Genomic DNA, 22,015 nt, shown 5'->3' with positions numbered 1-22,015 from the left:
AATTGAGCAGGTCCATGAGAAGGGTTTGTCGAGATGTCTCGTCACCGCAGCAAGGTTGTGGGCAGCAAGGTTGTCGGAATTGCCGCGTTCTTGGCTGTGACCTCGGCGGGCACGCCGCTGACCCCGGCGGCGCACGCCGACCTCGACGACATGATGGACGTGTTGTTCACGCCGTTCGTGACCACCCAAGGCACCCTGGACGGTGACGCCCTGTTCGACGCGACCGCGTGGGACACCTTCTTGTCCGCCGGCCACTGGGACGCCGCCTTTGCCGCACTGGCCGAGCCCAGCCCCGCGCTGGCCTTCGACTTCTACACCGGCCTGCACGACCTCGCCGAGAAATGGATCGACAGCGACCTGGGCATCCAGGTCAACGGCGCCATCAACCACTTGTTCGGCTCCACGGTCATCGGCGACGGCGCCAACGGCACCGAAGACCACCCCGACGGCGAAAACGGCGGCTGGCTCTTCGGCGACGGCGGCGCCGGCTGGAACAGCACCACCGACGGCGTCGCCGGCGGCCACGGCGGCTCGGCGGTTGGGCTCTTCGGCAACGGCGGCGCCGGTGGCGACGGCGGGGCTGGTGCCGTCGGCGGCGACGGCGGAGCCGCCGCCTGGTTGCTGGGCAACGGCGGCCACGGCGGCGACGCTGGCGACGGCGCCACCGCCAGCGGACTGCCCGCCCTCGGCGGTGTCGGCGGGGTAGCCGGCCTGTGGGCCGGAACCCACGGCGCGGCCGGGCACTACGGCACCCTGCCCGGCGGCATCACCGGAACCGTCACCGCACCGGTCGAGGTCTCCAACGGCTGGCTCACCAACTCCGACGGCCAGGTCGTGCTGCTGCGCGGCCTCAACCAGGTCTACAAGATTCCGCCTTACGAGCCGTCCGCCGGCGGCTTCAGTGAGGAAGACGCGGCGTTCCTGGCCGCCAACGGCTTCAACTCGGTACGCCTGGGCATCATCTGGGCCGGGGTGGAACCGCAACCCGGCGTCATCGACTACGACTACCTGGCCTCGGTGAAGGAGACGGTCGAGATGCTCGGCCGCTACAACATCGTCGCGATCCTCGACATGCACCAAGACCTCTACAACGAGGAGTTCGGCGGCGAGGGCGCTCCGGATTGGGCCGTCTTGACCGGCGGACTGCCCAACCCCCTCCTGGGCTTCCCGGGCACCTATCCGCTGAACCCGGCGCAGAACTATGCCTGGGACTCGTTCTGGGCCAACGACAAGGCACCGGACGGCATCGGGCTGCAGAACCACTACGCGTTGTCGTGGCAGGCCGTCGCCAACTACTTCAAGGGTGACGCGAACGTGGCCGGCTACGACATCATGAACGAGCCGTGGGCGGGCACCCAGGCGTTGGGCAGCATTTTGGGCAACCCCTACTTCGACGCCCAGCAGCTGACCCCGTTCTACAACCAGATCGACGCGGCCATCCGCTCGGTCGACCCGAACAAGACCGTGTTCTTCGAGCCGAACACCCTCTTCGGCAGCCTGCCGGTCCCAACACACCTGGGCACGGTCGACGACGAGAACTCGGCCTTCTCGTTCCACCACTACTGCGTCACGACGTCACTCATCCCCGGCTCGAGCTTCGGCTGCGACTGGAACGCCGACATCGTGTTCGGGTACGCGTCGGAATACACCCAGGCGCACAACATCCCAGGCTGGCTCAGCGAGTTCGGTGCGACGAACAACCTCGGAACCATCGGGGCGAGCCTGAATGCCTCGAACAAGTGGCTCTACGGCTGGTCTGAGTGGGCTTACACCGGCGGCGACATCACCAGCGCATCGCCGAACGATCAGGCACTGGTCTTCGACCTGAGCAAGGCGCCGGTCGGCGACAACGTCAACTGGGACAAGCTCGACGCCCTGTCCCAGCCCTACCCGCAGGCGATCTCCGGCATCCCGACCTCGTTGTCGTTCTCGGGCGGAGTCTTCTCCTTCAGCTACTCCACCGACCAGGCCGACGGCTCCGGATCCTTCGCAGCCGGTTCGCAGACCACCATCTCCGTTCCGACCAGCCAATACCCCGACGGCTACACGGTCAACGTGACCGGCGGACACGTCACCTCCAGCCCCAACGCGTCGCAGCTGATCATCACGTCCGACTCGGGCGCCTCCACCATCAAGGTGACCGTGACGGCGGCCTAGGAACCCTACGGGCGCGGGCGCTCCGCCAGCGGTATCGGCGGAGCACTGGCGCGGACCGTCTGGCGTACCTCGCCGAGGCCCTGCACCTGCAGGGTCACCACGTCACCGTCGCTCAGCCAACCCGGAAACGGTTGCGGCAGGGCGGGGTCAAGGTGTTCGAGCAGAGTGCAGGTCGGTACGGTGCCGGATCCGAAGACGTCACCCGGTTCCAGCGGCACCCCGCGCGACGCGTAGCTGATGATCTCGCCGAAGCTCCAGTCCATGGCCTCGGTCGACCCGATGCCCACGATCACGTCGTTGACGATCGCGGTGGCGTGCAGGCTCAGCATGCCGTTGCGGCGGTAGGGCTCCAGCTCGTCGGGGGTGACCAGGTAGGGGCCCAGGGTGACCCCGCTGTCCTTGCCCTTGGCCTGCCCGATCGCCAGCACGCCCTCCTGAGCCTGCAGGTCCCGCGCCGACCAGTCGTTGAAAATCGTGTAACCGATGATGGCCTGCTCGGCTTGCTCCACCGACAGGTTCGCCCCGGGCGTACCGATGATCGCGGCGACCTCCAACTCGAAGTCCTGGCAGACACTGCCGGGCGCCATGGGCGCATCGTCGTAGGGTCCTAGAACCGTTGTCGGGCAGGCGAAATAGAACGCCGGGATTCGGTACCAGGTGTCGTCGAGGTCGCGGCTACGGCCGGTCGCGGCCAGGCAGTTGCGCATGTGGTCCAGGAAGCACAGGCTGTCGCGGATCGATGGCGGATGCGGGATCGGCGCCATCAGTGTCGCCTGATCAGCCCGCACCGTCGCCTGCGGCGCGGCCAACGCCCGTTCGCCGGCCTCGCGCAGACCATCCGGCCCGAGCCGGATCAGCTCCAGCAGCGTCACACCCGGCGCCACGGCATGGATCACGTCGCCGGCCAGGACCCCCGTGCGCTCACCGTCTTCACTTCGATAGGTCACCCACCGCACCGGTCAATCCTCACCCACCACATCGTCGGGGGTCTTATCGGGCCGCAGTCCGCGCCAGCTGGGCTGGCGCAACCGGCCATCAGCCGTGCGTTCACTGAAGCGCACTTCGCCCACCACGGTCGGCTCCACGAATGTGACACCCTTGGCGTCCGCCGTGGGAAGCGGTGCCCCGAAAGGTGATTCGCCGGCGCGGAGCGGCACCAACATCTTCTTCAGGGCGGCCAGCTGGCGCTCCGTGAAACCCGTACCGACCCGGCCGACGAAACGCAAACCGTCATCACCCTCGGGAATGCCCATCAGCAGCGACCCGATCCCCCCGCCGCGAGCCCCCTCGCCAGCCCGCCAACCGCCGATCACCACCTCCTGGGTCCGCCAATATTTCTCCTTGACCCACACCGTCGAACGACGCCCCGCCTGGTAGGGCGAATCCCACTTCTTGGCGATCACCCCTTCCCAACCCAGCTTGCGCGACTGTTCGAGCGCCTTCGCGCCGTCGGGCGCCAACAGATCTTTGACCACCAGATCGGTTCCGCGCGCCAGGGTTTCCAGGAGCCGGCGACGATCCCGATAGGCCACCCGCAACAGCGGGCGCCCATCGAGATAGAGCAGGTCGAAAGCCCAGAACGCCAGGCGCGTCGAACGGGCGCTGTTCTGCATCGCGGCGAAGCTGGGGACACCGTGGTCGTCGAGTGCGACGAGTTCACCATCGAGCACCACGTGGTGCTCGGCCAGGTCGGCGGCCGGAAATGGCAGCTGCGGGTATTCGCCGGTCACGTCGCGTCCGCTGCGGGCACGCAATCGGACCCGGCCGTGATCGGCGTCCACCAGCAGCCGGTAGCCGTCCCACTTGCCTTCGAAAGCCCACTGGCCGGCGTCCAGGCGCGTCACCGAGCCGTGGGTGGCCAGCATCGGCGCCAGCTCGTTGAACGTGAATGCCTGCTGGTCTTTCATCCGGTGCGCCAGCCACTGGTCTCCGCCGGTACGGATCAGTGCGTATCGCCCGGAGATCCGGCTGCCGGCGAGTACGACGATCACCTCACCCTTCTCGGGGGTGTCCTCGAACTTCTCGGTCACATAGGTTCCCGAATCCCAGATGCGCACGGTGCCCGCGCCGTACTCGCCCTTGGGGATGGTGCCTTCGAAGCTGCCGTATTCCAGCGGGTGGTCTTCAGTGCGCACCGCGAGGTGGTTGACCGACGTGGTCTCCGGAAGGTTCTTGGGCACCGCCCAGCTCACCAACACCCCGTCGCGCTCCAGCCGGAAGTCGTAGTGCAGCCGGCGGGCGTGGTGCTCCTGGATGACAAAGCTGTTGCCCTCCCCCGGCGCCGGCGCCGCGGCCGGCACCGGTTCCGGCGTCCGGCCCGCATCGCGCTTGGCCCGGTACACGGCAAGGCGATCTTGGCCTTCCAGGGGGCCATCCAAGCCGGCCAAAAGGTCGCCGTCGCGTGCCACCCGGTCCAGCACTTCGTCAAAGCGCAGCTGCCGCAAGTCCGGGTCGTCCAGCTCGGCCCAGGTGCGTGGGGCGGCGACCGTCGGATGGTCTCGGCCGCGCAGCGAGTACGGCGCGACGGTGGTCTTGGCCGCGTTGTTCTGGCTCCAGTCGACAAAGACCTTGCCGGCCCGCAGCTTCTTGGCCATGGTCGCAGTCACCAGCTCGGGCATCGAGCTTTCGAGTTGTTGCGCAACGCGTTTGGCCACGGTGACCGCACCGGCGCTGCTCACCGGGCGCTCGAGGGCGGCATAGACGTGCACGCCCTTGCTGCCGCTGGTCACCGGGAAGGTGTCCAGCCCCAGCTCGGACATCAGGTCCCGGATGGCCCGCGCCACCTCGGCGAGCTGGCTCATCGTCACGCCCTCGCCGGGGTCGAGGTCGAAGACCAGACGCGTCGCCAGGCCGGGCTTGAGCACCTTCCCGCCATGGGACCACTGCGCCTCGAAGCGCCACTGCGGAACGTGAACTTCCAGTGCAGCCTGCTGGGCGATCCAGGCGAGGCCGTCGCGGTCTTCGATGATCGGGTAGGTGGTGATGCCGGAGCGGTGTTGCATTGCGGCGCGGGGCAACCAGGCGGGCGCCGAGGAGGCGAGGTTCTTTTCGAAGAAGGATCCCTGGTCGACACCGTTGGGCCAGCGCTTGCGGGTCGCGGGACGGCCCGCGATGTGCGGCAGCATCACTTCGGCGATTCGGGTGTAGTAGTCGTAGACCTCGGCCTTGGTGGTGCCCGTGATGGGGTAAAGCACCTTGTCGGCGTTGGTCAGCTTGACCCGGGTCGTGAAGGACTTCGCGCCCATGCTGCCAACCTACGTCGAGTTCGACGGCCACGGGCGTAGCGTTGTCTCGTTCTTCCCCCGAAGTCAGGAGACGTCGATGAGCGACACCCCACCCCAACAACACCTCCCGGCCAAGCAGGTGGTGGCCGGCAGTGCGACGTTCGCCGCCGCCGCACTGATCCTGACCTCGGCGCTGCTGACCGTCCTTCAGGGCATTTCCGCACTGGGCGGCGACGACCTGGTCGTCGTCGGACAGGGAGACCTGGACTACATCTACGAGTTCAACACCACGGTGTGGGGCTGGGTTCTCATCGTGCTGGGGGTGGCCCTGATCGTGGTCGCGTTCGGCCTGTTCTGGGGTAAGTCGTGGGCCCGGGTGGCCGCGGTGGTGATGGCTTCGATGTCGATCGTGGGCATGTTCCTGTGGCTGCCGCACTATCCGGTCTGGGCGATCATCGTGATCGCGCTCGATGTCATCGTGATCTGGGCGGTCAGCGCCTGGCGACCCTCGCACTGAACCAACACAAAACGGCACTAAACCCCTCTGGGCCGAGCTCAGGGGATTAGGAGAGTTGCCCGCCTTCGCTGCGACAAATCGCCGTGGGCTCGGCCACGCTCCCGCAGCTGTCGCTCGGAGCCGGGCACCACCCCTATGTGGTCCAGCCGGGGACGCGGCTAATCCCAATGCCGGTTGCCCGCTCGCCCGGGTGGGCATACTGGCCTCATGCGTTCCATCTGGAAGGGTTCGATCGCATTCGGTCTGGTCAACGTGCCGGTGAAGGTCTATAGCGCCACCGAGGACCATGACATCAAGTTCCGGCAGGTGCACGCCAAGGACCACGGGCGAATCCGCTACCGGAGAGTGTGCGAGGAGTGCGGCGAAGTCGTCGACTACGGCGACATCGCGCGGGCGTATGAGTCCGACGACGGGCGGATGGTGGTGATCACCGACGACGACATCGCGAACCTCCCCGAGGAGCGCGACCATGAGATCGCCGTACTGGAGTTCGTCCCGGCCGCTGACCTGGACCCGATGCTCTATGACCGCAGCTACTTTCTGGAGCCCGCGTCGAAGTCGATCAAATCCTATGTGCTGCTGGCCAAGACCCTGGCTGACACCGACCGGGTGGCGATCGTGCACTTCACCTTGCGCAACAAGACCCGGCTGGCGGCGCTGCGGGTCAAGGATTTCTCCAAGCGCGACGTGATGGTGGTGCACACCCTGCTGTGGCCAGACGAGATTCGCGACCCCGACTTCCCCGCGCTGGACACCAAGGTTGAGATCAAGCCGGCCGAGCTGAAGATGGCCGGGCAAGTGGTCGAGTCGATGGCCGACGATTTCGACCCGGACCGCTACCACGACACGTATCAGGAGCAGTTGCACGAGTTGATCGCGGCCAAACTCGAAGGCGACGAAGCGTTCACCCCCGAGGAGCGTCCCGCCGAACTGGATGCGACCGAAGATGTTTCCGATCTACTGGCCAAGCTCGAGGCCAGCGTGAAGAAGCGATCCTCTGCCGCGAAGGCACCGGCCAAGAAGGCGCCCGCGAAAAAGGCTCCGGCGAAAAGAGCTCCGGCCAAGAAGTAGTGGGCTTAACTGCTTGCGGTCGCCGCGGGCCGTTGACGCACCCGTTGCGGCCACCAGAACCAGCGTCCGAGCAGCGCCGCGATCGACGGCGTCATGAACGATCGCACGATCAGCGTGTCGAACAGCAGGCCGAGCGCGATCGTGGTGCCGATCTGGCCGAGGATCCGCAGGTCGCTGAAGATGAACGAGGCCATGGTCGCGGAAAACACCAGCCCGGCGGCGGTCACCACCGAACCCGTGCCGCCCATCGCCCGGATGATCCCGGTGTTTATGCCGGCGCCGATCTCCTCCTTGAACCGCGAGATCAACAGCAGGTTGTAGTCCGAGCCCACCGCCAGCAACAGAATGACGGCCAGGGCCAACACGATCCAGTACAGATGGATGCCGAACAGGTACTGCCATACCAGCACCGACAGCCCGAACGAGGCGCCCAGCGAAAGCGCAACGGTGCCCACGATGACGATCGCGGCGACCAGGCTGCGGGTGATGATCATCATGATCAGCAGAATCAGGCTCAGCGCAGCGATCCCGGCGATCAGCAGGTCGTATTTGGCGGCGTCGGCGATGTCCTTGTAGGTCGAGGCGGTGCCGGCGAGGTAGATGTGCGAACCCTGCAGCGGGGTCCCTTTGACCGCTTCCTTGGCGGCGTTGCGAATCGAGTCGATGTGCGCGATGCCCTCCGGGGTAGCCGGGTCGCCCTCGTGGGTGATGATCATCTGCGCCGCTTTGCCGTCCGGCGACATGAACAGTTTCATGCCGCGTTTGAATTCGGCGTTGTCGAACGCTTCCGGCGGCAGGTAGAACGAGTCGTCGTTCTTGGCTTCGTCGAAGGCCTGGCCCATGGCGGCCGGGTTGTCGTTGGCCGCGGCGGACTGGTCGCTGATCCCGGAGTTGGTGGCGTAGTTGTTCAGCGCCAGGTCGCGGTTGACCCGTTGGCTTTCGATCTGGGACGGGATCAGTTCCACCAGCTGTGGTTGCAGGGCGTCCAATTGGTCGAAGGCCGTGGTGAGCTGTTCGAGCTTTTCGCTGAGCTTGTCGATGCCGTCCTGCAGGTCGAACACGTTGCGCAGCGCCGCGCACACGGGGATGTCGAAGCAGTGCGGTTCCCAGTAGAAGTAACTGCGAATCGGCCGGAAGAAGTCGTCGAAGTTCGCGATCTGGTCACGCAGGTCGTTGGTGAGGGCGACGGTGTCGTGAAAGCTCTGGGTCTGGGTGTGGGTGGCGTTGGCGAGCTGCTGCTGCAGCGCATATTGCTGTTCCAGTGTGTGGACCGACTTCTCGGCTTCGGCCGCCTGCTTGAGCAGATCGGCCGCCCGGTCCATCTGATACTTCAGATTCTGGGTCTGGGCGACGTTTCCCTGGCCGACCGAAAACGGTATCGACGTGTGCTTCAGCGGCGTGCCCAACGGGCGTGTCATCGACTGCACTTTGGCGATACCCGGCGTGTGGAACACGGCCTTGGCGACTCGCTCCAAGACGAGGAAGGACGCCGGGCTGCGCAGGTCGTGGTCGGACTCGATCATCAGCAGTTCTGGATTGAGCCGGGCCTGCGAGAAATGTCGTTCGGCGGCCGCGTAGCCGATGTTGGCCGGGGCACGATCCGGCATGTAGAGACGGGCGTCGTAGCTGGTCTTGTAGCCCGGCAGGGCAAGCAGCCCGATCAGGGCCACGCCGCACGCCACCACCAGGATCGGCCCGGGCCACCGGACGATGGCGGCACCGATCCGGCGCCAGCCGCGGGTCCGCATCGCCCGGGTGGGCTCGAAGAATCCGAACCGGCTGCACAGCGTGAGCACCGCCGACGTCAGGGTGAGCGCGGCGATCAGCGCGACGAAAATGCCGATGGCGGCGGGCAGCCCCAGGGTGTGGAAGTAGGGCAGCCGGGTGAAGGTCAGGCAGTACACGGCACCGGCAATGGTCAGGCCCGAGCCGATCACGACGTGGGCGGTGCCGCGGTACATGGTGTAGAACGCCGTCTCGCGATCTTCACCGGCCGCGCGCGCCTCCTGGTAGCGGCTGATGATGAAGATCGCGTAGTCGGTTCCCGCGGCGATCGCGAGCAGGGTCAACAGATTCGTTGAGTACGTTGATAGTCCGATGATCTCGCGGTAGCCGAGGAAGGCGACGAATCCACGCGCGGCAGCCATCTCGATGGCGACAGTGAGCAGCGCGAGCACGGTGGTGCCGACCGAGCGGTAGACCGCGAACAGCATGAGCGCGATCACCAGGAAGGTGATCGCGGTGACCTTGTTGGTGCCCTCGCTGCCGACCGAGAACTGGTCGGCAACCAGCGGGGCGGCGCCCGTCACATACGCGTGCACGCCGGGCGGCGCCGGCGTGTGTTCGACGATGTCGCGGACGGCGGCCACCGACTCATTGGCCAACGTCTCGCCCTGGCTTCCGGCCAGAAACACCTGCGCCAGTGCCGCTTTGCCGTCGTTGCTCTGCGAACCGGCGGCGGTCAGCGGATCGCCCCAGAAATCCTGGATGTGCTGGACGTGTCGGGTGTCGTCCTTCAGCTTGCCGACCAGGGTGTCGTAGAACCGGTGCGCGTCGGCGCCGAGCGGCTGATCGCCTTCGATGACGATCATCGCCGCGCTGTCGGTGTCGTACTGCTGGAACACTTTTCCGATGCGCTTCGCCGCCTGGTACGACGGCGCGTCGTGGGAGCTCATCCCCACGTTGTGGGCTTCGGCCACGACCTCCAGTTGCGGCACGAGGCTGTTTGTCACGGCGGCCAGCGCCACCCAGAACAGCACGATCGGCAGCGCCAGGTGGCGGATGGTGCGTGGCCAGAAGGGCCGCTGGCCGGGCCCGCTCATCCGGACTTGTCCAAGCAGTAGATGTAGGCGCTCACGGCGTTCGCGGTCCTCTCGTCCTTGAGCTCGCCGTCGATCACGATGCGACAGCCCAGCGTGTCGCCGTTGCCCTGTGCCCGCAGATCGGCGATGACGGCCGGCTCGGTGGTCGTCGCCTGGTATCTCCAGGGCAGCGGGGCATCGATGACCTGCTGAGGGGCGGCGTTGACATCGAGATAGTTGATGGTGGCGACAGCCCCCGGGGCGCCGAAGACCTCGTTGACGACGTCCTTGGGGTTGAACGGGACGATTTCCTCGGCGCCCTCGCTGCTGGTCGACGTGGTGTCGCCCGAGCCGAAGATGCCGTGCAGTCGATACACGCAGAACGCCGCGACGGCGACTACCGCGAGTGCCACCAAGACCATCCACCCACGCCGGACCAGGGGGAAAAGCGACGGTCTCTGCACCGGAAGCCTCCCGATATCGGTGGGCTGCTCGAATGAAAATTAGCGTACGGTACGGAACCGTACGGTTCAATAGTCTGCGGCACCGCGATCTTGTGCGGGCGACGTCAGCCGAGCCGTCGGGTGAGACCCGGGAGAATCACCTGATCGACGAGGTCCGCCACGGTGCGCGCCGTGGGCATCCGACCCGAGACCAGGGACCGGAAGATCAGATATCCCGGCAACACGTCCCAAAGGTCGTCATCAACGGCGTCGGCGTCGATCTCGCCACGATCGACGGCTTGCCCCAGAATGTGCAGGACCAACGCCTTGCGCTGATCGATGAACTGGTGCTGCATCACCTCGTTCAGCGCGGGATTGCGCGATACCTCCACCAACACGGCACGCATGGTGCCGGCGTGCTGCTCGACCTGTTGGCAGACCAGCTCACCCAGTCGCAACAGATCGCCGCGCAGCGTGCCGGTGTCGGGTGGGGTCGCGGCCTGACGGATGCCCTCGGTGAACGCCGCCAACACCAATTCGGCCTTCGACGGCCAGCGCCGGTAGACCGTGGCCTTACTCGCTCGCGCGGTGGCCGCAACCGCGTCAACCGTCAACCGGTCATAGCCGTTCTCCTGCAGCAGCGCCAAGGTGACTTCTAACAGCTCGACTTCGCGCGGCGACCAGGTTGAGGCGCCGGACAGGTCGAGGTTCGAAGTCACGGCATCAACCATAGAATGCCGCCAACCAGACCTCGCTAAAACGGGGGCGGGTCGTTTGCGGCGGCGATGCGTCTGGCGTGTTCGGCGGCGGCGGCCTCGATCGCCGCGGCGGCGATGCGTTCCTGGTTGTGGCTGCGTTCCAGCCAGATCCGGTAGGCCCGATCTTGATCCCGGGTACGCCGGCGGGTGGGCATCATTACGCCGCGGTCGCCGGTCGGCTTCCAGTCGGGCAGATCCAGCTCGCCGGTGGGGTTGGCTAACTGCGGGAAGTACAGGGCCCCGCCGGGTTTGGTGACATAGGTGTGCCCGGTGGGCGCGGTCCAGATCACCGTGCCGTCAGGTTCTTGACGGTCCCGCCACCCATTAGGCCCGACCCAAAAAGTCTTCAAAAGATGGTGAAGCCGGCACAGCAACTTCAGATTGCTCGGATGCGTCGGACCCAGCGGCCATGGCACGGTGTGGTCGATGTCAGCGACCTCGGCGGGTCGGCCGCATCCGGGAAACCGACACGTCAGATCACGGCAGCGGATGAAGTCCGCCAGCGCCGCTGACGGCCGATACCCCGATTCCGGCGCCGCATCCCGCGGATGACGGATCGTCCGCAGCTTTGCCGATTTGGCGATCGTGCGCACCGCGTCGGCCTGCAGGCCACCGAACCCGGGCACATACCCCGGCACTTCCGAGCGGCCCTCAAGGGTGGCCTGCTCGGCCATCACATGGATCATCACCGCACCCACCGATGCCTCGCCAGTGGCTGCCGGGCAATCCGGCGAACCGCATTCGCACGCCATGATGGCCGCACCCGCCGTCAGTGCCGAGAGGGCATCGGCGCGGCGCTGCTGCTTAGTGCGCGGATCCGCCGGGCACACCGTGCCGGCCAACTCATCGAGCCGATGGTCGAAAGCCAACGCATCGGCGGTGCGCACATCGCCGAAGATCTCCGCCAGCCCCGAATGCTGCGGAGTCACCAGAATGTGACGAGATTGATCCAGGGTGCGGGCTTCACGCACTGCGGCCGGTTCCACCACCTGCACCCAATAGTCGACCGCTTCGACGATCCGGGCTCTCGACCATTTGCCCCACCGGGGCGCATTACGCTCCAGCCACCGATCCATCCGCGGGATCGCATCCGGATCGATCATCAACTCGGTGCGATGCACCACCGCGGCCACCACCTGGTAATCGACCACGCCCGCCGCAAACAACGCCTCCAGCTTCGGCAACCGCTCAGCCAAGGCCAAACCCAGCCGCAACTGCCCCGCCGCCCGCCCCCGACTGATGCCCTGAGCCGCCGCGATCTCCGCAGCCACCGCCTCCCAGCCATCGATGGCCCAGATCTCCCGAGCGGCAACCTGCTGCTCGGCCAGTCGGCGGTGATACAACTCCGCCGCTGCTGCGAATACCCGCGCCAGAAAAGCCGCCTGCATCCGCGCGGCCCCCTGTATCGCGTCGACCAGACCCGCGTCGTCGCACGCGCGGATGCCCTCCAATGACGGAAGGGATTGATCGAACATACTTTCGATTGTACGCGAATCTACTGACGTTCGCAGCGCACTCACGGCAGACCCGCATCTTGTTAGAACGTGTTTCAAAAAAAGGGGTTCAGCTCACGATCGATCCTTGTTAGCGTGGCGCCGTGATACTCGACAAATTCCGAATCGATAATCAAACGGCCGTCGTTACCGGCGCTGGCCGGGGCTTGGGCGCCGCCATCGCGGTGGCGTTCGCCGAAGCCGGCGCCAACGTGGTGATCGCGTCACGCACCCAATCGGAACTAGAGACCGTCGCGCAGCAGGTCCGTGCGACGGGCCGTCGCGCCCACATCGTGGTCGCTGATCTCGCCCATCCCGAGGAGACGGCGAAGCTGGCCGCCGAAGCGGTCGAGGCCTTCGGCAAGCTCGACATCGTCGTCAACAACGTCGGCGGAACGATGCCCAACACCTTGCTGACCACGTCGACCAAAGACCTCAAAGACGCGTTCACGTTCAATGTCGCCACCGCGCACGCGCTGACCATCGCGGCGGTGCCGCTGATGCTGGAGCACTCCGGTGGCGGCTCCATCATCAACATCACCTCCACCATGGGCCGGGTGCCCGGGCGGGGGTTCGCCGCTTACGGCACCGCCAAGGCCGCGCTGGCCCACTACACCCGGCTGGCCGCACTGGACCTGTGCCCGAAGATCCGCGTCAACGCCATCGCCCCGGGATCGATCATGACCTCGGCGCTGAATGTGGTGGCCGCCAACGAGGAGCTGCGCACCCCGATGGAGAAGGCCACGCCGATGCGTCGACTCGGTGACCCCGAGGAGATCGCGGCCGCCGCCCTGTATCTGGCGTCACCGGCCGGCGCCTACCTGACCGGCAAGGTGCTCGAAGTCGACGGCGGCATCACCTTCCCGAACCTCGACCTGCCCGTCCCCGACCTGTGAGGAATTGACTGATGACCATTCGTGTCGCCCAGATCGGCACCGGCAATGTCGGTGTCCACGCACTGAAAGCACTGATCACCAACCCGGAGTTCGAGTTGACCGGGGTGTGGGTGTCCTCGGACGCCAAGGCCGGTAAAGACGCCGGAGAGCTTGCCGGACTTGATGTCTCGACCGGCATCAAGGCCACCACGGATCTGGACGCGGTGCTGGCGACCAAACCCGATTGCGCCGTGTACACCGCGCTGGCCGACAACCGGCTCGTGGAGGCGCTCGAGGACTTCAAGCGCATCCTGGACGCCGGTATCAACGTGGTCGGCAGCAGCGCGGTGTTCCTGCAGTACCCGTGGAACGTCATCCCCGCAGAGATGCTGACCCCCATCGAGGACGCCGCCAAGGCCGGCAACGCGAGCTTGTTCGTCAACGGCATCGACCCGGGCTTCGCCAACGACCTGCTACCCCTGGCGCTGGCCGGCACCTGCCAGAGCGTCCAGCAGATCCGCTGCATGGAGATCGTCGACTACGCCACCTACGACAGCGCCGCCGTCATGTTCGACGTGATGGGCTTCGGCCAATCGATGGACGAGACCCCGATGCTGCTGCAGCCGGGTGTGCTCAGCCTGGCGTGGGGTTCGGTGGTGCGCCAGCTCGCGGCCGGCCTGGGTCTGGAACTCGACTCGGTCGAACAGTCCCACATTCGGGTGCCCGCCCCGGAGGACTTCTCGATCTCTTCGGGTGACATCGCGAAAGGCACCGCCGCGGCATTGCGATTCGAGGTACGCGGGATGGTTGACGGCAAGGCCGCGGTGGTCCTCGAGCACGTCACCCGGCTACGCGAGGACCTGTGCCCGGACTGGCCGCAACCGGCCCAAGAAGGCGGCTCGTATCGCGTCGAGGTGACCGGCGAGCCGTCATACGCCTTGGACCTGTGCTTGTCCAGCCCGAACGGCGACCACAACCACGCCGGCCTGGTGGCCACCGCGATGCGGGTCGTCAACGCCATTCCCGCGGTGGTGGCGGCCGAACCGGGAATCCGGACCACCTTGGACCTGCCGCTGATCACCGGACGCGGGCTCTACAGCGCCGGCTGACTCCAGCGCCGCCTGGACCGCGGAACGGCGGCGATTTTCCGGCTACCCTGATTTTTCTGTTCGCTGATCCGGATGGAGAGGGTGTCGGTGGCTGCAGACACCGCGGTTCGACTGAAGCCGGGCTGGTATCTGCTCGGCCCGGCTTTCGTCGCTGCCATCGCCTACGTCGACCCGGGCAACGTCGCCGCCAACGTCAGTGCGGGGGCGAAGTTCGGTTTCCTGCTGGTGTGGGTGATCGTCACCGCGAACGTGATGGCCGGACTGGTGCAGTACCTGTCCGCCAAGCTCGGACTGGTGACCGGCCGGTCGCTGCCCGAGGTGATCGGCGCCCACAGCCGCAAACCGGTCCGGATCGCCTATTGGCTGCAGGCCGAATTGGTGGCCATGGCAACAGATCTCGCCGAAGTGGTGGGCGGCGCCATCGCGTTGAACCTGATCTTTGACTTACCGCTGCTACTCGGCGGCCTCATCACCGGCGTGGTGTCGATGGCATTGCTGAACATCGGAGACCGGCGCGGGCCGCGGATTCTCGAGCAGGTGACCGGCGGGCTGCTGATCATCATCGCCATCGGATTTTTGGCCAGCCTGGTGGTCGCCCCACCGGCGCCCGCCGAGGTCGCCGCGGGCCTACTGCCCCGTTTCGACGGTACCGAGAGCGTGCTGCTAGCCACGGCAATCCTGGGCGCGACAGTGATGCCGCACGCGGTCTACCTGCACTCGGGCCTGGCCCGCGACCGGCACGGTCAGCCCGAACCCGGCCCGGCGCGACGGCGGCTGCTGCGGGTGACTCGCTGGGACGTGGGTCTGGCGATGCTGGTAGCCGGAACGCTGAACCTGGCCATGTTGGTGGTGGCCGCCAATAACCTGCGGGGCGTCGACAACGCCGACTCCATCGAGGGTGCGCATGCCGCGGTCAACGACGCCCTCGGCCCGACGGTTGCGCTGTTCTTCGCGATTGGACTGCTGGCATCCGGGTTGGCGTCGACGTCGGTGGGCGCCTACGCCGGCGCGATGATCATGCACGGCCTGTTGCGGGTATCGGTTCCGCTGCTCTGGCGCCGGCTGATCACGCTGGGCCCGGCGCTGGCGATCCTGGCCCTGGGGATGGAACCCACCCGGGCGCTGGTGATCTCGCAGGTGGTGTTGTCCTTCGGCATCCCGTTCGCGCTGGTGCCGCTGATCCGGGTAACCGGCGACCGGACGCTGATGGGTGCCGACGCCAACCGGCCACTGACCTCGGCACTGGGCTGGGTTGTCACCCTGGTGATCGGGACGCTCAATGTGGCGTTGATTTATCTGACTGTGCGCTAGGCACCCCTGGGCCGCAGACCGGGAACCGTCGCCCGGTTCGGAGCGTTTGTTAAATAAACTAATTAATTGTTAGACTAAGCAAATCGCCCCGCCCGTCATCCTCAAGGAGCGCTCATGGCACGCACCGACAACGACACTTGGGACCTCGCCACCAGCGTGGGTGCCACGGCAACCATGGTCGCCGCCGCCCGGGCGATCGCCACCAACGCCGACAATCCCCTGATCGACGACCGCTTCGCCGAGCCGCTGGTTCGGGCCGTCGGCGTCGACTTCCTGATCAAGTGGGCCGCCGGCGACCTAGCAGGCACCGATCTCGACGACCACGAATCCGGCTGGAAGCTCGGGCAGATGCCCGACGCGATGGCTGTTCGCACGCGCTTTTTCGACGCATTCTTCGCCGACGCCACCGAGGCCGGGATTCACCAGGCAGTGATCCTGGCATCGGGTCTGGACGCGCGGGCCTACCGACTGACGTGGCCCTCCGGCATGACGATCTTCGAGATCGACCAGCCCGCGGTGCTGGCTTTCAAGACCGCAACGCTGGCCGACTTGGGCGCCGAGCCGACTGCCGATCGCCGCGGCGTCGCCGTCGATCTGCGGGATGACTGGCCGGCCGCCTTGATCGAGGCGGGTTTCGACCGCACCCAGCCCACCGCGTGGATCGCCGAGGGGCTGCTCGGCTATCTCCCGCCGGAAGCGCAAGACCGGCTGCTGGACAACATCACCGCACTGAGTGCCGACGGCAGCCGGCTGGCCACCGAGGCCATTCCGAACATCTCGGCCGCACAGCACGAACAGTCCCGCGAAATGATGCGCAGCGCCACCGAGAAATGGCGGGCGCACGGTTTCGACCTAGAGTTCTCCGAACTCGGGTATGAGGGCGATCGCAACGACGTCGCCGTGTACCTCGGCCCCCTGGGCTGGACGTCGACCGGCCAGACCATGACCGAGCTGCTGACGCAGTACGGTCGTCCGACGCCGGAGCGGGGCGCCGACTCGGTGTCGATGGCTGACACGACCTACTACACCTCGATCAAGCGGGGTTAGCCGCTCAACCTCGATCAGGCGGAGACGCTCTCGCGCGCCTTGGCCTTCTCCTCGTAGTAGGTGGCCCGCTCGTCGACCATCTTCATGAAGCCGACGACCTGCTCGCGGGCCTCGTCGCCCGCAGCACCGAAGTCGTTGCGCTCGTGGATCTTCCAGAAGCGCAGCACCGGCTGAATGACGTCATCGTGGTGGATGCGCAGGTCGTAGATGCCGGCCTTGGCGATCATGATGGCGTTCTCCTGGAAGCCGGGCATGTTCATCCCGGGCATCGAGAAACCGAGCACCTCGTCGCGGATGGCGCACATCGCCTCGTCCGGGGCGATGTCCAGGGCCGCCTGCATCAGGTTGCGGTAGAACACCATGTGCAAGTTCTCGTCGAGTGCAACCCGGGCCAGCAACTGATCAGCGAGGGGGCATCCGGAGGCCTTGCCGGTGTTACGGTGCGACACTCGGGTGGCGAGTTCCTGGAAGGACACGTACGCCAGCACACCCAGCGCTGACTTACCGCCAGAGTCGTAGCCGGCGACGGTGTGCGCCATCCGCATGTTCTCGAGGTTCACCGGGTCGATGCCGCGGGTGACAACGAGGTAGTCACGCAGCGCGATGCTGTGGCGGCCTTCCTCGGCGGTCCACTGGCCCACCCAGGTGCCCCAGGCGCCGTCCCGACCGAAGGTGGTGGCGATCTCGCGGTGGTAGGAAGGCAAATTGTCCTCGGTCAGCAAGTTGACCAGCAGCGCAGCCTTGGCGACCGGGTCCAGCGGCGAGTCTTCAGGAACCCAGTCCTCGCCCCCGAGGAACGCGAAGTCACGTCCCTTGCTCCACGGCACGTAGTCGTGCGGCAGCCACGGCTTGGCGGCCGTGAGATGGCGATTGAGGTTCTGCTCGACAATCGGCTCGAGCTCGTGAAGCAGTGCCGTCTGGACATTCACCATAGTTTTTGGTCCCCTCCCTGATCGACAAGTGGGCTGTCGATTGGCCCCCCAGCCAAACCTACGGTCCCGTAGGTTTGGTCCACGGTAAACACCCACACCGTCGCGTGTCAACCGTTAACTTGGCTGCTGCGGCGCATTCCGCGCCCCGAATCGACCGACCAAATCAGCGCCCCAGCTACCATCGCTGGCCCAGTGACGGACGACCCGCTGCGAGCGCACGCTAGGGAGCCACATGGCCTTCCGACTGCCGCTTGAGCCCGTCAGCCTCCATGTCGACGTAGCGACGAATCCGGCCACCGGCGAGCAGGGCGGCCAGCCAAGCCATCGGACCGGTCAGGGTAAAAGTCAGCACGGCCCGCACCCCCGACCCGGTCGGCGTCAGCTCATGAAAGCCGGTGAAGCGAATGCCGGCCGTCGACGCCGTCCAGGTGAAGGACCGCTCGTGGACCAGGTCGGTGACGGTCCAGACCATCGGCCGGCCAGTGGGTTGCCGGACGCGGGCGGTGCTGCCGACTCGCAGCGGACCCGAGCCGAGGCGGACGATCTCGCGCATCGATGCCGTCCAGTCTGGCCAATGCTCGACGTCGGTCAGGACGGCCCAGACGTCGCTGGGACGGGCCGCGATGGGATCGGTGCGGGTGTAGTGCATCGGCGCCCCCTTCCCTCAACGGCACGCTACCCAAGTTCGGCGATGCAAGGAACCTCCGTGAAATTGCACCCAGGGTCGTGATCGTGCGCGCTACTGCAGCCCTGCGCGCAATCTCAACGCGGTTGCCCCGCCACCCGGGCGCGTTCCCGCATCGAGGCGACCACCCCGCCGTCGGCGAGGATGTCGGCGCCGGTGAGGTAGCGGCACCGATCGCCGGCACAGAACGCGAACAGCTCGGCCATCTCCTCGGGAGTGCCCCACCGCGGGATCAACGCGTCGGGCATCATCATGCCCACCCCGGCCTGCTCTTCACGCCGGCCCATCTCGGTATCGATGTTGCCCGGCGACACCGAGACGATGCGCAGCCCGCGACCACCGAAGCGCTCGGCCTGCGAGGCGCAATACCATTTCACGAAGGCCTTACTGACTGTGTAGGAGAAGCCCGAGCGCGCCTGCTCGGGTGCGTTGTTGCAATACGCCGTCATCGCGGCCACGAAGGCGTCGCCGTCGTCCAGCGCCAACGGGAACTGCTTGGTGGGGTACGCCTTGTCGGGCAGCAGCTGCGCGGCCATCGAAGCAACGTTGACGATCACCGCGCCGTCGGGCGCGACGTCGTAGAACACCTCGTTGACGACGAGGGTGCCGAACGCGTTGATCCGCATGACGAATTCAGCGTCGCCCATGCTCGGGCTGACCCCGGCGGTGTGGATCACCGAGGCCAGTGTCCCGAGACCTGCCGCGGTGTCGAACAGCCGGGTCACCGCGTCACGATCGGTGACATCGCAGTTGACGGCGGTCGCGGCGATACCGAGCTCGGAGAGCCCGGCCTGCGCGGAGTCGAGCCGCTCCTGCCGAACATCGCACAACACCACGGTGTGGTCTCGGCCCAGGATCTTGGCCGTCGCCAGACCCATCCCGCCCGCGCCGCCGGTGATCACTGATACTGAGGCCATAACTGGACGGTAGACGGCTGCGCATCAGTGCCGGTCGACTGGGTGATGCGGAGAGTCGAAATGACCGATCTGTCAGGCAAAGTGGCGCTGGTGACCGGCGCGTCGTCCGGCTTGGGCGCGGCGACGGCCCAACTGTTCGCCGCCCGTGGCGCGACGGTGTTCGGGTTGGCGCGCGATGCCGAGCGACTGGCCACGGTGTTCGCCGACGTACCCGGCGGGAAGTACGCCCCCACCGACATCAGCACCGCGGCGGCCTGCGCGGCGGCGGTCGAGCAATGCATCGCCCAGTTCGGCCGACTCGACGTTCTGGTCAACGTCGCGGGCGCCCATCAGATGCGCCACACGCTGGCCGTCACAGACGACGAGTGGGCCCACGATCTCGCGGTCAACCTCAACGGACCGTTCTTCCTATGCCGCGCGGCGCTGCCGCACCTGTTGGAGACCGCCGGCAATATCGTCAACGTCGCCTCGATCGCCGGGGTGGAGGGCCAGGCCTACTCCGCGGGCTACTGCGCGGCCAAGCACGGGCTCGTCGGGCTCACCCGGTCGTTGGCCGTGGAGTTCACCGCGGAGACGTTGCGGGTCAACGCGGTGTGCCCGGGCGGGATGCTGACCCCGCAGGTGACCAACTTCCAACTTCCCGAGGGCGCCGACGTCAATCTCGTCATGCGGGTGGCCTCGCCGCGCGGGATGAGCGCACCGAGCGACGTCGCCGAAGTGATCGCGTTTCTGGCCAGCGACTCCGCTGCCGCGGTGCACGGCGCGGTCTATATGACTGACAACGGGAAAACCGCCGGGTAGGACGCCCTGCGGCAGCAGCTGTGTCGCCCCCGGTCGGATGTCTGAATTAGCGTGCCAACCATGGAACCGAAACCGGGCCCTACTGCGACTCGTCCCGTCCTGCCAGAGGGTTACGGGTTGCCAAGTTCAGCAGAAGGTTTGTTGAGCTGGTCAGAAGTCAAACAGCGATTGACCGCGTCCCAGCACTATTGGCTGACCACGGTGCGCCCGGACGGCACCCCGCACTCCGTGCCGCGTTGGGGCGTGTGGCTCGACGGTCGGTTCTATTACGACGGCGCGCCAACCACCCGCCATGCGCGCAACCTCCAGGACAACCCGGCGTGCACCCTGACCCTGGAAAGCGGTACGCAGGTGGTGATCGTCGAAGGAATCTCCACTGCAACCTCGGCAGACCCGGACGGTCTCGGAGCCCGGCTGGCGACCGCGTTTGAGAAATACCACCCGCAGTACGCTCCGGGCCCCGATGCCTGGGCGGGGCAGGACGGCGGCGGGCTTCGCATGATCATCCCGCGGCGGGCACTGGCCTGGTTCGCGTTCCCAACCGACTGCACCCGCTTCGTCTTCTGACCGATGTCGCCGATCAGCGCAGCGGCAGGCCCGTCACTGCCCGGGCGATGACCAGCCGCTGGATCTCACTGGTGCCTTCGAAGATGGTGAAGATCTTCGCGTCGCGGTGCATTCGCTCGACCGGGTAGTCGCGGGTGTAGCCGTTGCCGCCGAGGATCTGGATCGCCTCGTCGGTGACATAGACCGCGGTCTCGCTGGCGAACAACTTGGCCATCGAGCCCTCCGCGTTGTCGAAAGCCTTGTTGTTGCGTCCCATCCAGCCGGCCCGCCACACCATGAGCCGGGCGGCGTCGATGCGGCTCTTCATGTCTGCCAGCTTGAACGCCACCGCTTGGAACTCCCCGATCTTGCGACCGAACTGTTCACGCTGGCAAGCGTATTCGAGGGCGTACTCGTAGGCGGCGCGGGCCACTCCGACCGCCATCGCACCGACGGTCGGTCGGGTCCGCTCGAAGGTCTTCATCGCGGCCTGTCCCCCGGCCGACGCACCGGATTTGACCCGAGCGACGCGCTCCTCGAACTTCTCTCGGCCACCAAGGATCATGTCCTCGGGCAACCGCACGTTGTCGAGCACGATCTCCGCGGTGTGCGACGCCCGGATGCCGTGTTTCTTGAACTTCTGTCCCTGCGCCAGGCCCGGAGTGCCGGGTGGGATCACGAAGCTGGTCTGTCCGCGCGAGCCGAGTTCGGGATAGACCGAGGCGACCACGATGTGCACGTTGGCGATGCCGCCGTTGGTGGCCCAGGTCTTGGTGCCGTTGAGCACCCACTCGCGAGTCCCTTCGTCGAAGCGGGCACGAGTCCGGATCGCGCCGACGTCGGAACCGGCATCGGGCTCCGAAGAGCAGAACGCCCCCAGCTTGGGATCATCCGCGGTGCCGAACATCTCCGGCAGCCACTGGCCCAGCTGTTCGGGAGTTCCGTTGCCCGCCAGGGCTGCTGCCGCCAGGCCGGTGCCCAGAATCGACAGCGCGATGCCGGCGTCACCCCAGAACAGCTCCTCGAACACCGTCAACATGCCGATCCCGCTGGGCTCGGCGGCCTGGGTCGCGAACAGTTCCGGCGAGTACAGGCCGATCTTGGCAGCCTCGGCGATGATCGGCCACGGCGTCTCCTCCCGCTCATCCCATTCGGCGGCAGCCGGGCGGACAACCTCAGCGGCGAACCGGTGCACCCAGTCCCGTACCTCGATCACGTCATCGCTGAGCTCTACCGAGAACGACATGGCTACTCCTGGAAAGGTCATGAGTGGGCTTCGCGGCACACGGCCTGCTCGATTGTGGCACCCCTGATGCGTTCAACCAAGC

18 protein-coding genes and 1 pseudogene are annotated in these 22,015 nt (G+C 66.5%); 9 read left to right on the top strand and 10 right to left on the bottom strand.

The features are described 5' to 3' along the window. Positions 1-33: 33 nt before the first annotated feature. The gene (locus NM962_20145) at positions 34-2,157 is read left to right on the top strand and encodes a cellulase family glycosylhydrolase (GenBank protein UVO12176.1); all 2,124 of its coding nucleotides are present in this window, start codon (positions 34-36) and stop codon (positions 2,155-2,157) included. An 8-nt stretch (positions 2,158-2,165) separates the two neighbouring features. Here the strand turns inward: NM962_20145 and NM962_20140 are convergent. Together NM962_20140 and NM962_20135 are read right to left on the bottom strand one after the other, a co-directional pair. Beyond that, positions 2,166-3,113 (bottom strand): annotated as a pseudogene (locus NM962_20140) (fumarylacetoacetate hydrolase family protein). Between the two features lie 3 nt (positions 3,114-3,116). Then, positions 3,117-5,402: an ATP-dependent DNA ligase gene (locus tag NM962_20135; GenBank protein ID UVO12175.1), complete on the bottom strand. Its 2,286-nt coding sequence runs from the start codon at positions 5,400-5,402 to the stop codon at positions 3,117-3,119. A 76-nt stretch (positions 5,403-5,478) separates the two neighbouring features. On the opposite strand from NM962_20135, the gene NM962_20130 reads away from it, so the two are divergent. Together NM962_20130 and NM962_20125 are read left to right on the top strand one after the other, a co-directional pair. Then, complete coding sequence (locus tag NM962_20130) at positions 5,479-5,898, top strand: hypothetical protein (protein UVO12174.1); 420 nt, start codon at positions 5,479-5,481, stop codon at positions 5,896-5,898. Positions 5,899-6,105: 207 nt separating this feature from the next. After that, on the top strand, positions 6,106-6,969 hold the full coding sequence (locus NM962_20125) for a Ku protein (protein UVO12173.1): 864 nt from the start codon (positions 6,106-6,108) through the stop codon (positions 6,967-6,969). A 5-nt stretch (positions 6,970-6,974) separates the two neighbouring features. Here NM962_20125 and NM962_20120 read toward each other — a convergent pair whose 3' ends face one another. From NM962_20120 to NM962_20105, 4 genes are all read right to left on the bottom strand, one after another. Further along, complete coding sequence (locus NM962_20120) at positions 6,975-9,791, bottom strand: MMPL family transporter (GenBank protein UVO12172.1); 2,817 nt, start codon at positions 9,789-9,791, stop codon at positions 6,975-6,977. Then, on the bottom strand, positions 9,788-10,234 hold the full coding sequence (locus NM962_20115; GenBank protein UVO12171.1) for an MmpS family protein: 447 nt from the start codon (positions 10,232-10,234) through the stop codon (positions 9,788-9,790). The genes NM962_20120 and NM962_20115 overlap by 4 nt, the downstream gene beginning before the upstream one ends. Before the next feature lie 104 nt (positions 10,235-10,338). Beyond that, the gene (locus NM962_20110; protein UVO12170.1) at positions 10,339-10,944 is read right to left on the bottom strand and encodes a TetR/AcrR family transcriptional regulator; all 606 of its coding nucleotides are present in this window, start codon (positions 10,942-10,944) and stop codon (positions 10,339-10,341) included. 23 nt (positions 10,945-10,967) lie between these two features. Continuing rightward, a complete protein-coding gene (locus NM962_20105) occupies positions 10,968-12,446 on the bottom strand; it encodes an HNH endonuclease (protein UVO12169.1) in 1,479 nt (492 codons plus the stop codon). 122 nt (positions 12,447-12,568) lie between these two features. Between NM962_20105 and NM962_20100 the strand changes: the two genes are divergently transcribed. The 4 genes from NM962_20100 to NM962_20085 all read left to right on the top strand — a co-directional run bounded on the left by NM962_20100 (position 12,569) and on the right by NM962_20085 (position 16,806). Further along, a complete protein-coding gene (locus NM962_20100) occupies positions 12,569-13,360 on the top strand; it encodes an SDR family oxidoreductase (protein ID UVO12168.1) in 792 nt (263 codons plus the stop codon). Between the two features lie 11 nt (positions 13,361-13,371). Then, on the top strand, positions 13,372-14,448 hold the full coding sequence (locus NM962_20095; protein ID UVO12167.1) for a diacylglycerol kinase: 1,077 nt from the start codon (positions 13,372-13,374) through the stop codon (positions 14,446-14,448). Positions 14,449-14,520: 72 nt separating this feature from the next. Continuing rightward, a complete protein-coding gene (locus NM962_20090) occupies positions 14,521-15,759 on the top strand; it encodes an Nramp family divalent metal transporter (protein UVO12166.1) in 1,239 nt (412 codons plus the stop codon). Between the two features lie 114 nt (positions 15,760-15,873). After that, positions 15,874-16,806, top strand: a complete 933-nt coding sequence (locus tag NM962_20085) for a class I SAM-dependent methyltransferase (protein UVO12165.1) — start codon at positions 15,874-15,876, stop codon at positions 16,804-16,806. Positions 16,807-16,820: 14 nt separating this feature from the next. Here NM962_20085 and NM962_20080 read toward each other — a convergent pair whose 3' ends face one another. The 3 genes from NM962_20080 to NM962_20070 all read right to left on the bottom strand — a co-directional run bounded on the left by NM962_20080 (position 16,821) and on the right by NM962_20070 (position 19,340). Further along, a complete protein-coding gene (locus tag NM962_20080) occupies positions 16,821-17,738 on the bottom strand; it encodes an acyl-ACP desaturase (GenBank protein UVO12164.1) in 918 nt (305 codons plus the stop codon). A gap of 220 nt (positions 17,739-17,958) precedes the next feature. Then, positions 17,959-18,387 (bottom strand): SRPBCC family protein, encoded by a 429-nt coding sequence (locus tag NM962_20075; GenBank protein UVO12163.1) that lies wholly within the window; start codon positions 18,385-18,387, stop codon positions 17,959-17,961. Between the two features lie 113 nt (positions 18,388-18,500). After that, positions 18,501-19,340 (bottom strand): SDR family oxidoreductase, encoded by an 840-nt coding sequence (locus NM962_20070; protein UVO12162.1) that lies wholly within the window; start codon positions 19,338-19,340, stop codon positions 18,501-18,503. A 60-nt stretch (positions 19,341-19,400) separates the two neighbouring features. On the opposite strand from NM962_20070, the gene NM962_20065 reads away from it, so the two are divergent. Together NM962_20065 and NM962_20060 are read left to right on the top strand one after the other, a co-directional pair. Next, positions 19,401-20,141 carry an SDR family oxidoreductase gene (locus NM962_20065; GenBank protein ID UVO12161.1) on the top strand — a complete coding sequence of 247 codons (741 nt, stop codon included), beginning with the start codon at positions 19,401-19,403 and terminating at the stop codon, positions 20,139-20,141. Between the two features lie 141 nt (positions 20,142-20,282). Further along, the gene (locus tag NM962_20060) at positions 20,283-20,708 is read left to right on the top strand and encodes a pyridoxamine 5'-phosphate oxidase family protein (GenBank protein UVO12160.1); all 426 of its coding nucleotides are present in this window, start codon (positions 20,283-20,285) and stop codon (positions 20,706-20,708) included. Positions 20,709-20,721: 13 nt separating this feature from the next. On the opposite strand, the gene NM962_20055 is transcribed toward NM962_20060, so the two are convergent. Beyond that, entirely contained in the window at positions 20,722-21,933 is a 1,212-nt protein-coding gene (locus tag NM962_20055) for an acyl-CoA dehydrogenase family protein (GenBank protein ID UVO12159.1), read from the bottom strand. Between the last annotated feature and the right edge of the window lie 82 nt (positions 21,934-22,015).

The sequence above is a fragment of the Mycobacterium sp. SVM_VP21 genome (assembly GCA_024758765.1).
GTDB classification, from domain to species: Bacteria; Actinomycetota; Actinomycetes; order Mycobacteriales; family Mycobacteriaceae; genus Mycobacterium; species Mycobacterium heraklionense_C.
Note: the sequence above shows the minus strand (reverse complement) of the source record. Positions and strands in the feature narration are given on the sequence as shown.

Bases quoted from the DNA above. Each gene is read 5' to 3' on its own strand.
- NM962_20145 (UVO12176.1), top strand. From the start codon at position 34: ATGTCTCGTCACCGCAGCAAGGTTGTGGGCAGCAAGGTTGTCGGAATT.
- NM962_20135 (UVO12175.1), bottom strand. From the start codon at position 5,402: ATGGGCGCGAAGTCCTTCACGACCCGGGTCAAGCTGACCAACGCCGAC.
- NM962_20130 (UVO12174.1), top strand. From the start codon at position 5,479: ATGAGCGACACCCCACCCCAACAACACCTCCCGGCCAAGCAGGTGGTG.
- NM962_20125 (UVO12173.1), top strand. From the start codon at position 6,106: ATGCGTTCCATCTGGAAGGGTTCGATCGCATTCGGTCTGGTCAACGTG.
- NM962_20120 (UVO12172.1), bottom strand. From the start codon at position 9,791: ATGAGCGGGCCCGGCCAGCGGCCCTTCTGGCCACGCACCATCCGCCAC.
- NM962_20110 (UVO12170.1), bottom strand. From the start codon at position 10,944: ATGGTTGATGCCGTGACTTCGAACCTCGACCTGTCCGGCGCCTCAACC.
- NM962_20105 (UVO12169.1), bottom strand. From the start codon at position 12,446: ATGTTCGATCAATCCCTTCCGTCATTGGAGGGCATCCGCGCGTGCGAC.
- NM962_20095 (UVO12167.1), top strand. From the start codon at position 13,372: ATGACCATTCGTGTCGCCCAGATCGGCACCGGCAATGTCGGTGTCCAC.
- NM962_20090 (UVO12166.1), top strand. From the start codon at position 14,521: ATGGAGAGGGTGTCGGTGGCTGCAGACACCGCGGTTCGACTGAAGCCG.
- NM962_20085 (UVO12165.1), top strand. From the start codon at position 15,874: ATGGCACGCACCGACAACGACACTTGGGACCTCGCCACCAGCGTGGGT.
- NM962_20080 (UVO12164.1), bottom strand. From the start codon at position 17,738: ATGGTGAATGTCCAGACGGCACTGCTTCACGAGCTCGAGCCGATTGTC.
- NM962_20075 (UVO12163.1), bottom strand. From the start codon at position 18,387: ATGCACTACACCCGCACCGATCCCATCGCGGCCCGTCCCAGCGACGTC.
- NM962_20070 (UVO12162.1), bottom strand. From the start codon at position 19,340: ATGGCCTCAGTATCAGTGATCACCGGCGGCGCGGGCGGGATGGGTCTG.
- NM962_20065 (UVO12161.1), top strand. From the start codon at position 19,401: ATGACCGATCTGTCAGGCAAAGTGGCGCTGGTGACCGGCGCGTCGTCC.
- NM962_20055 (UVO12159.1), bottom strand. From the start codon at position 21,933: ATGTCGTTCTCGGTAGAGCTCAGCGATGACGTGATCGAGGTACGGGAC.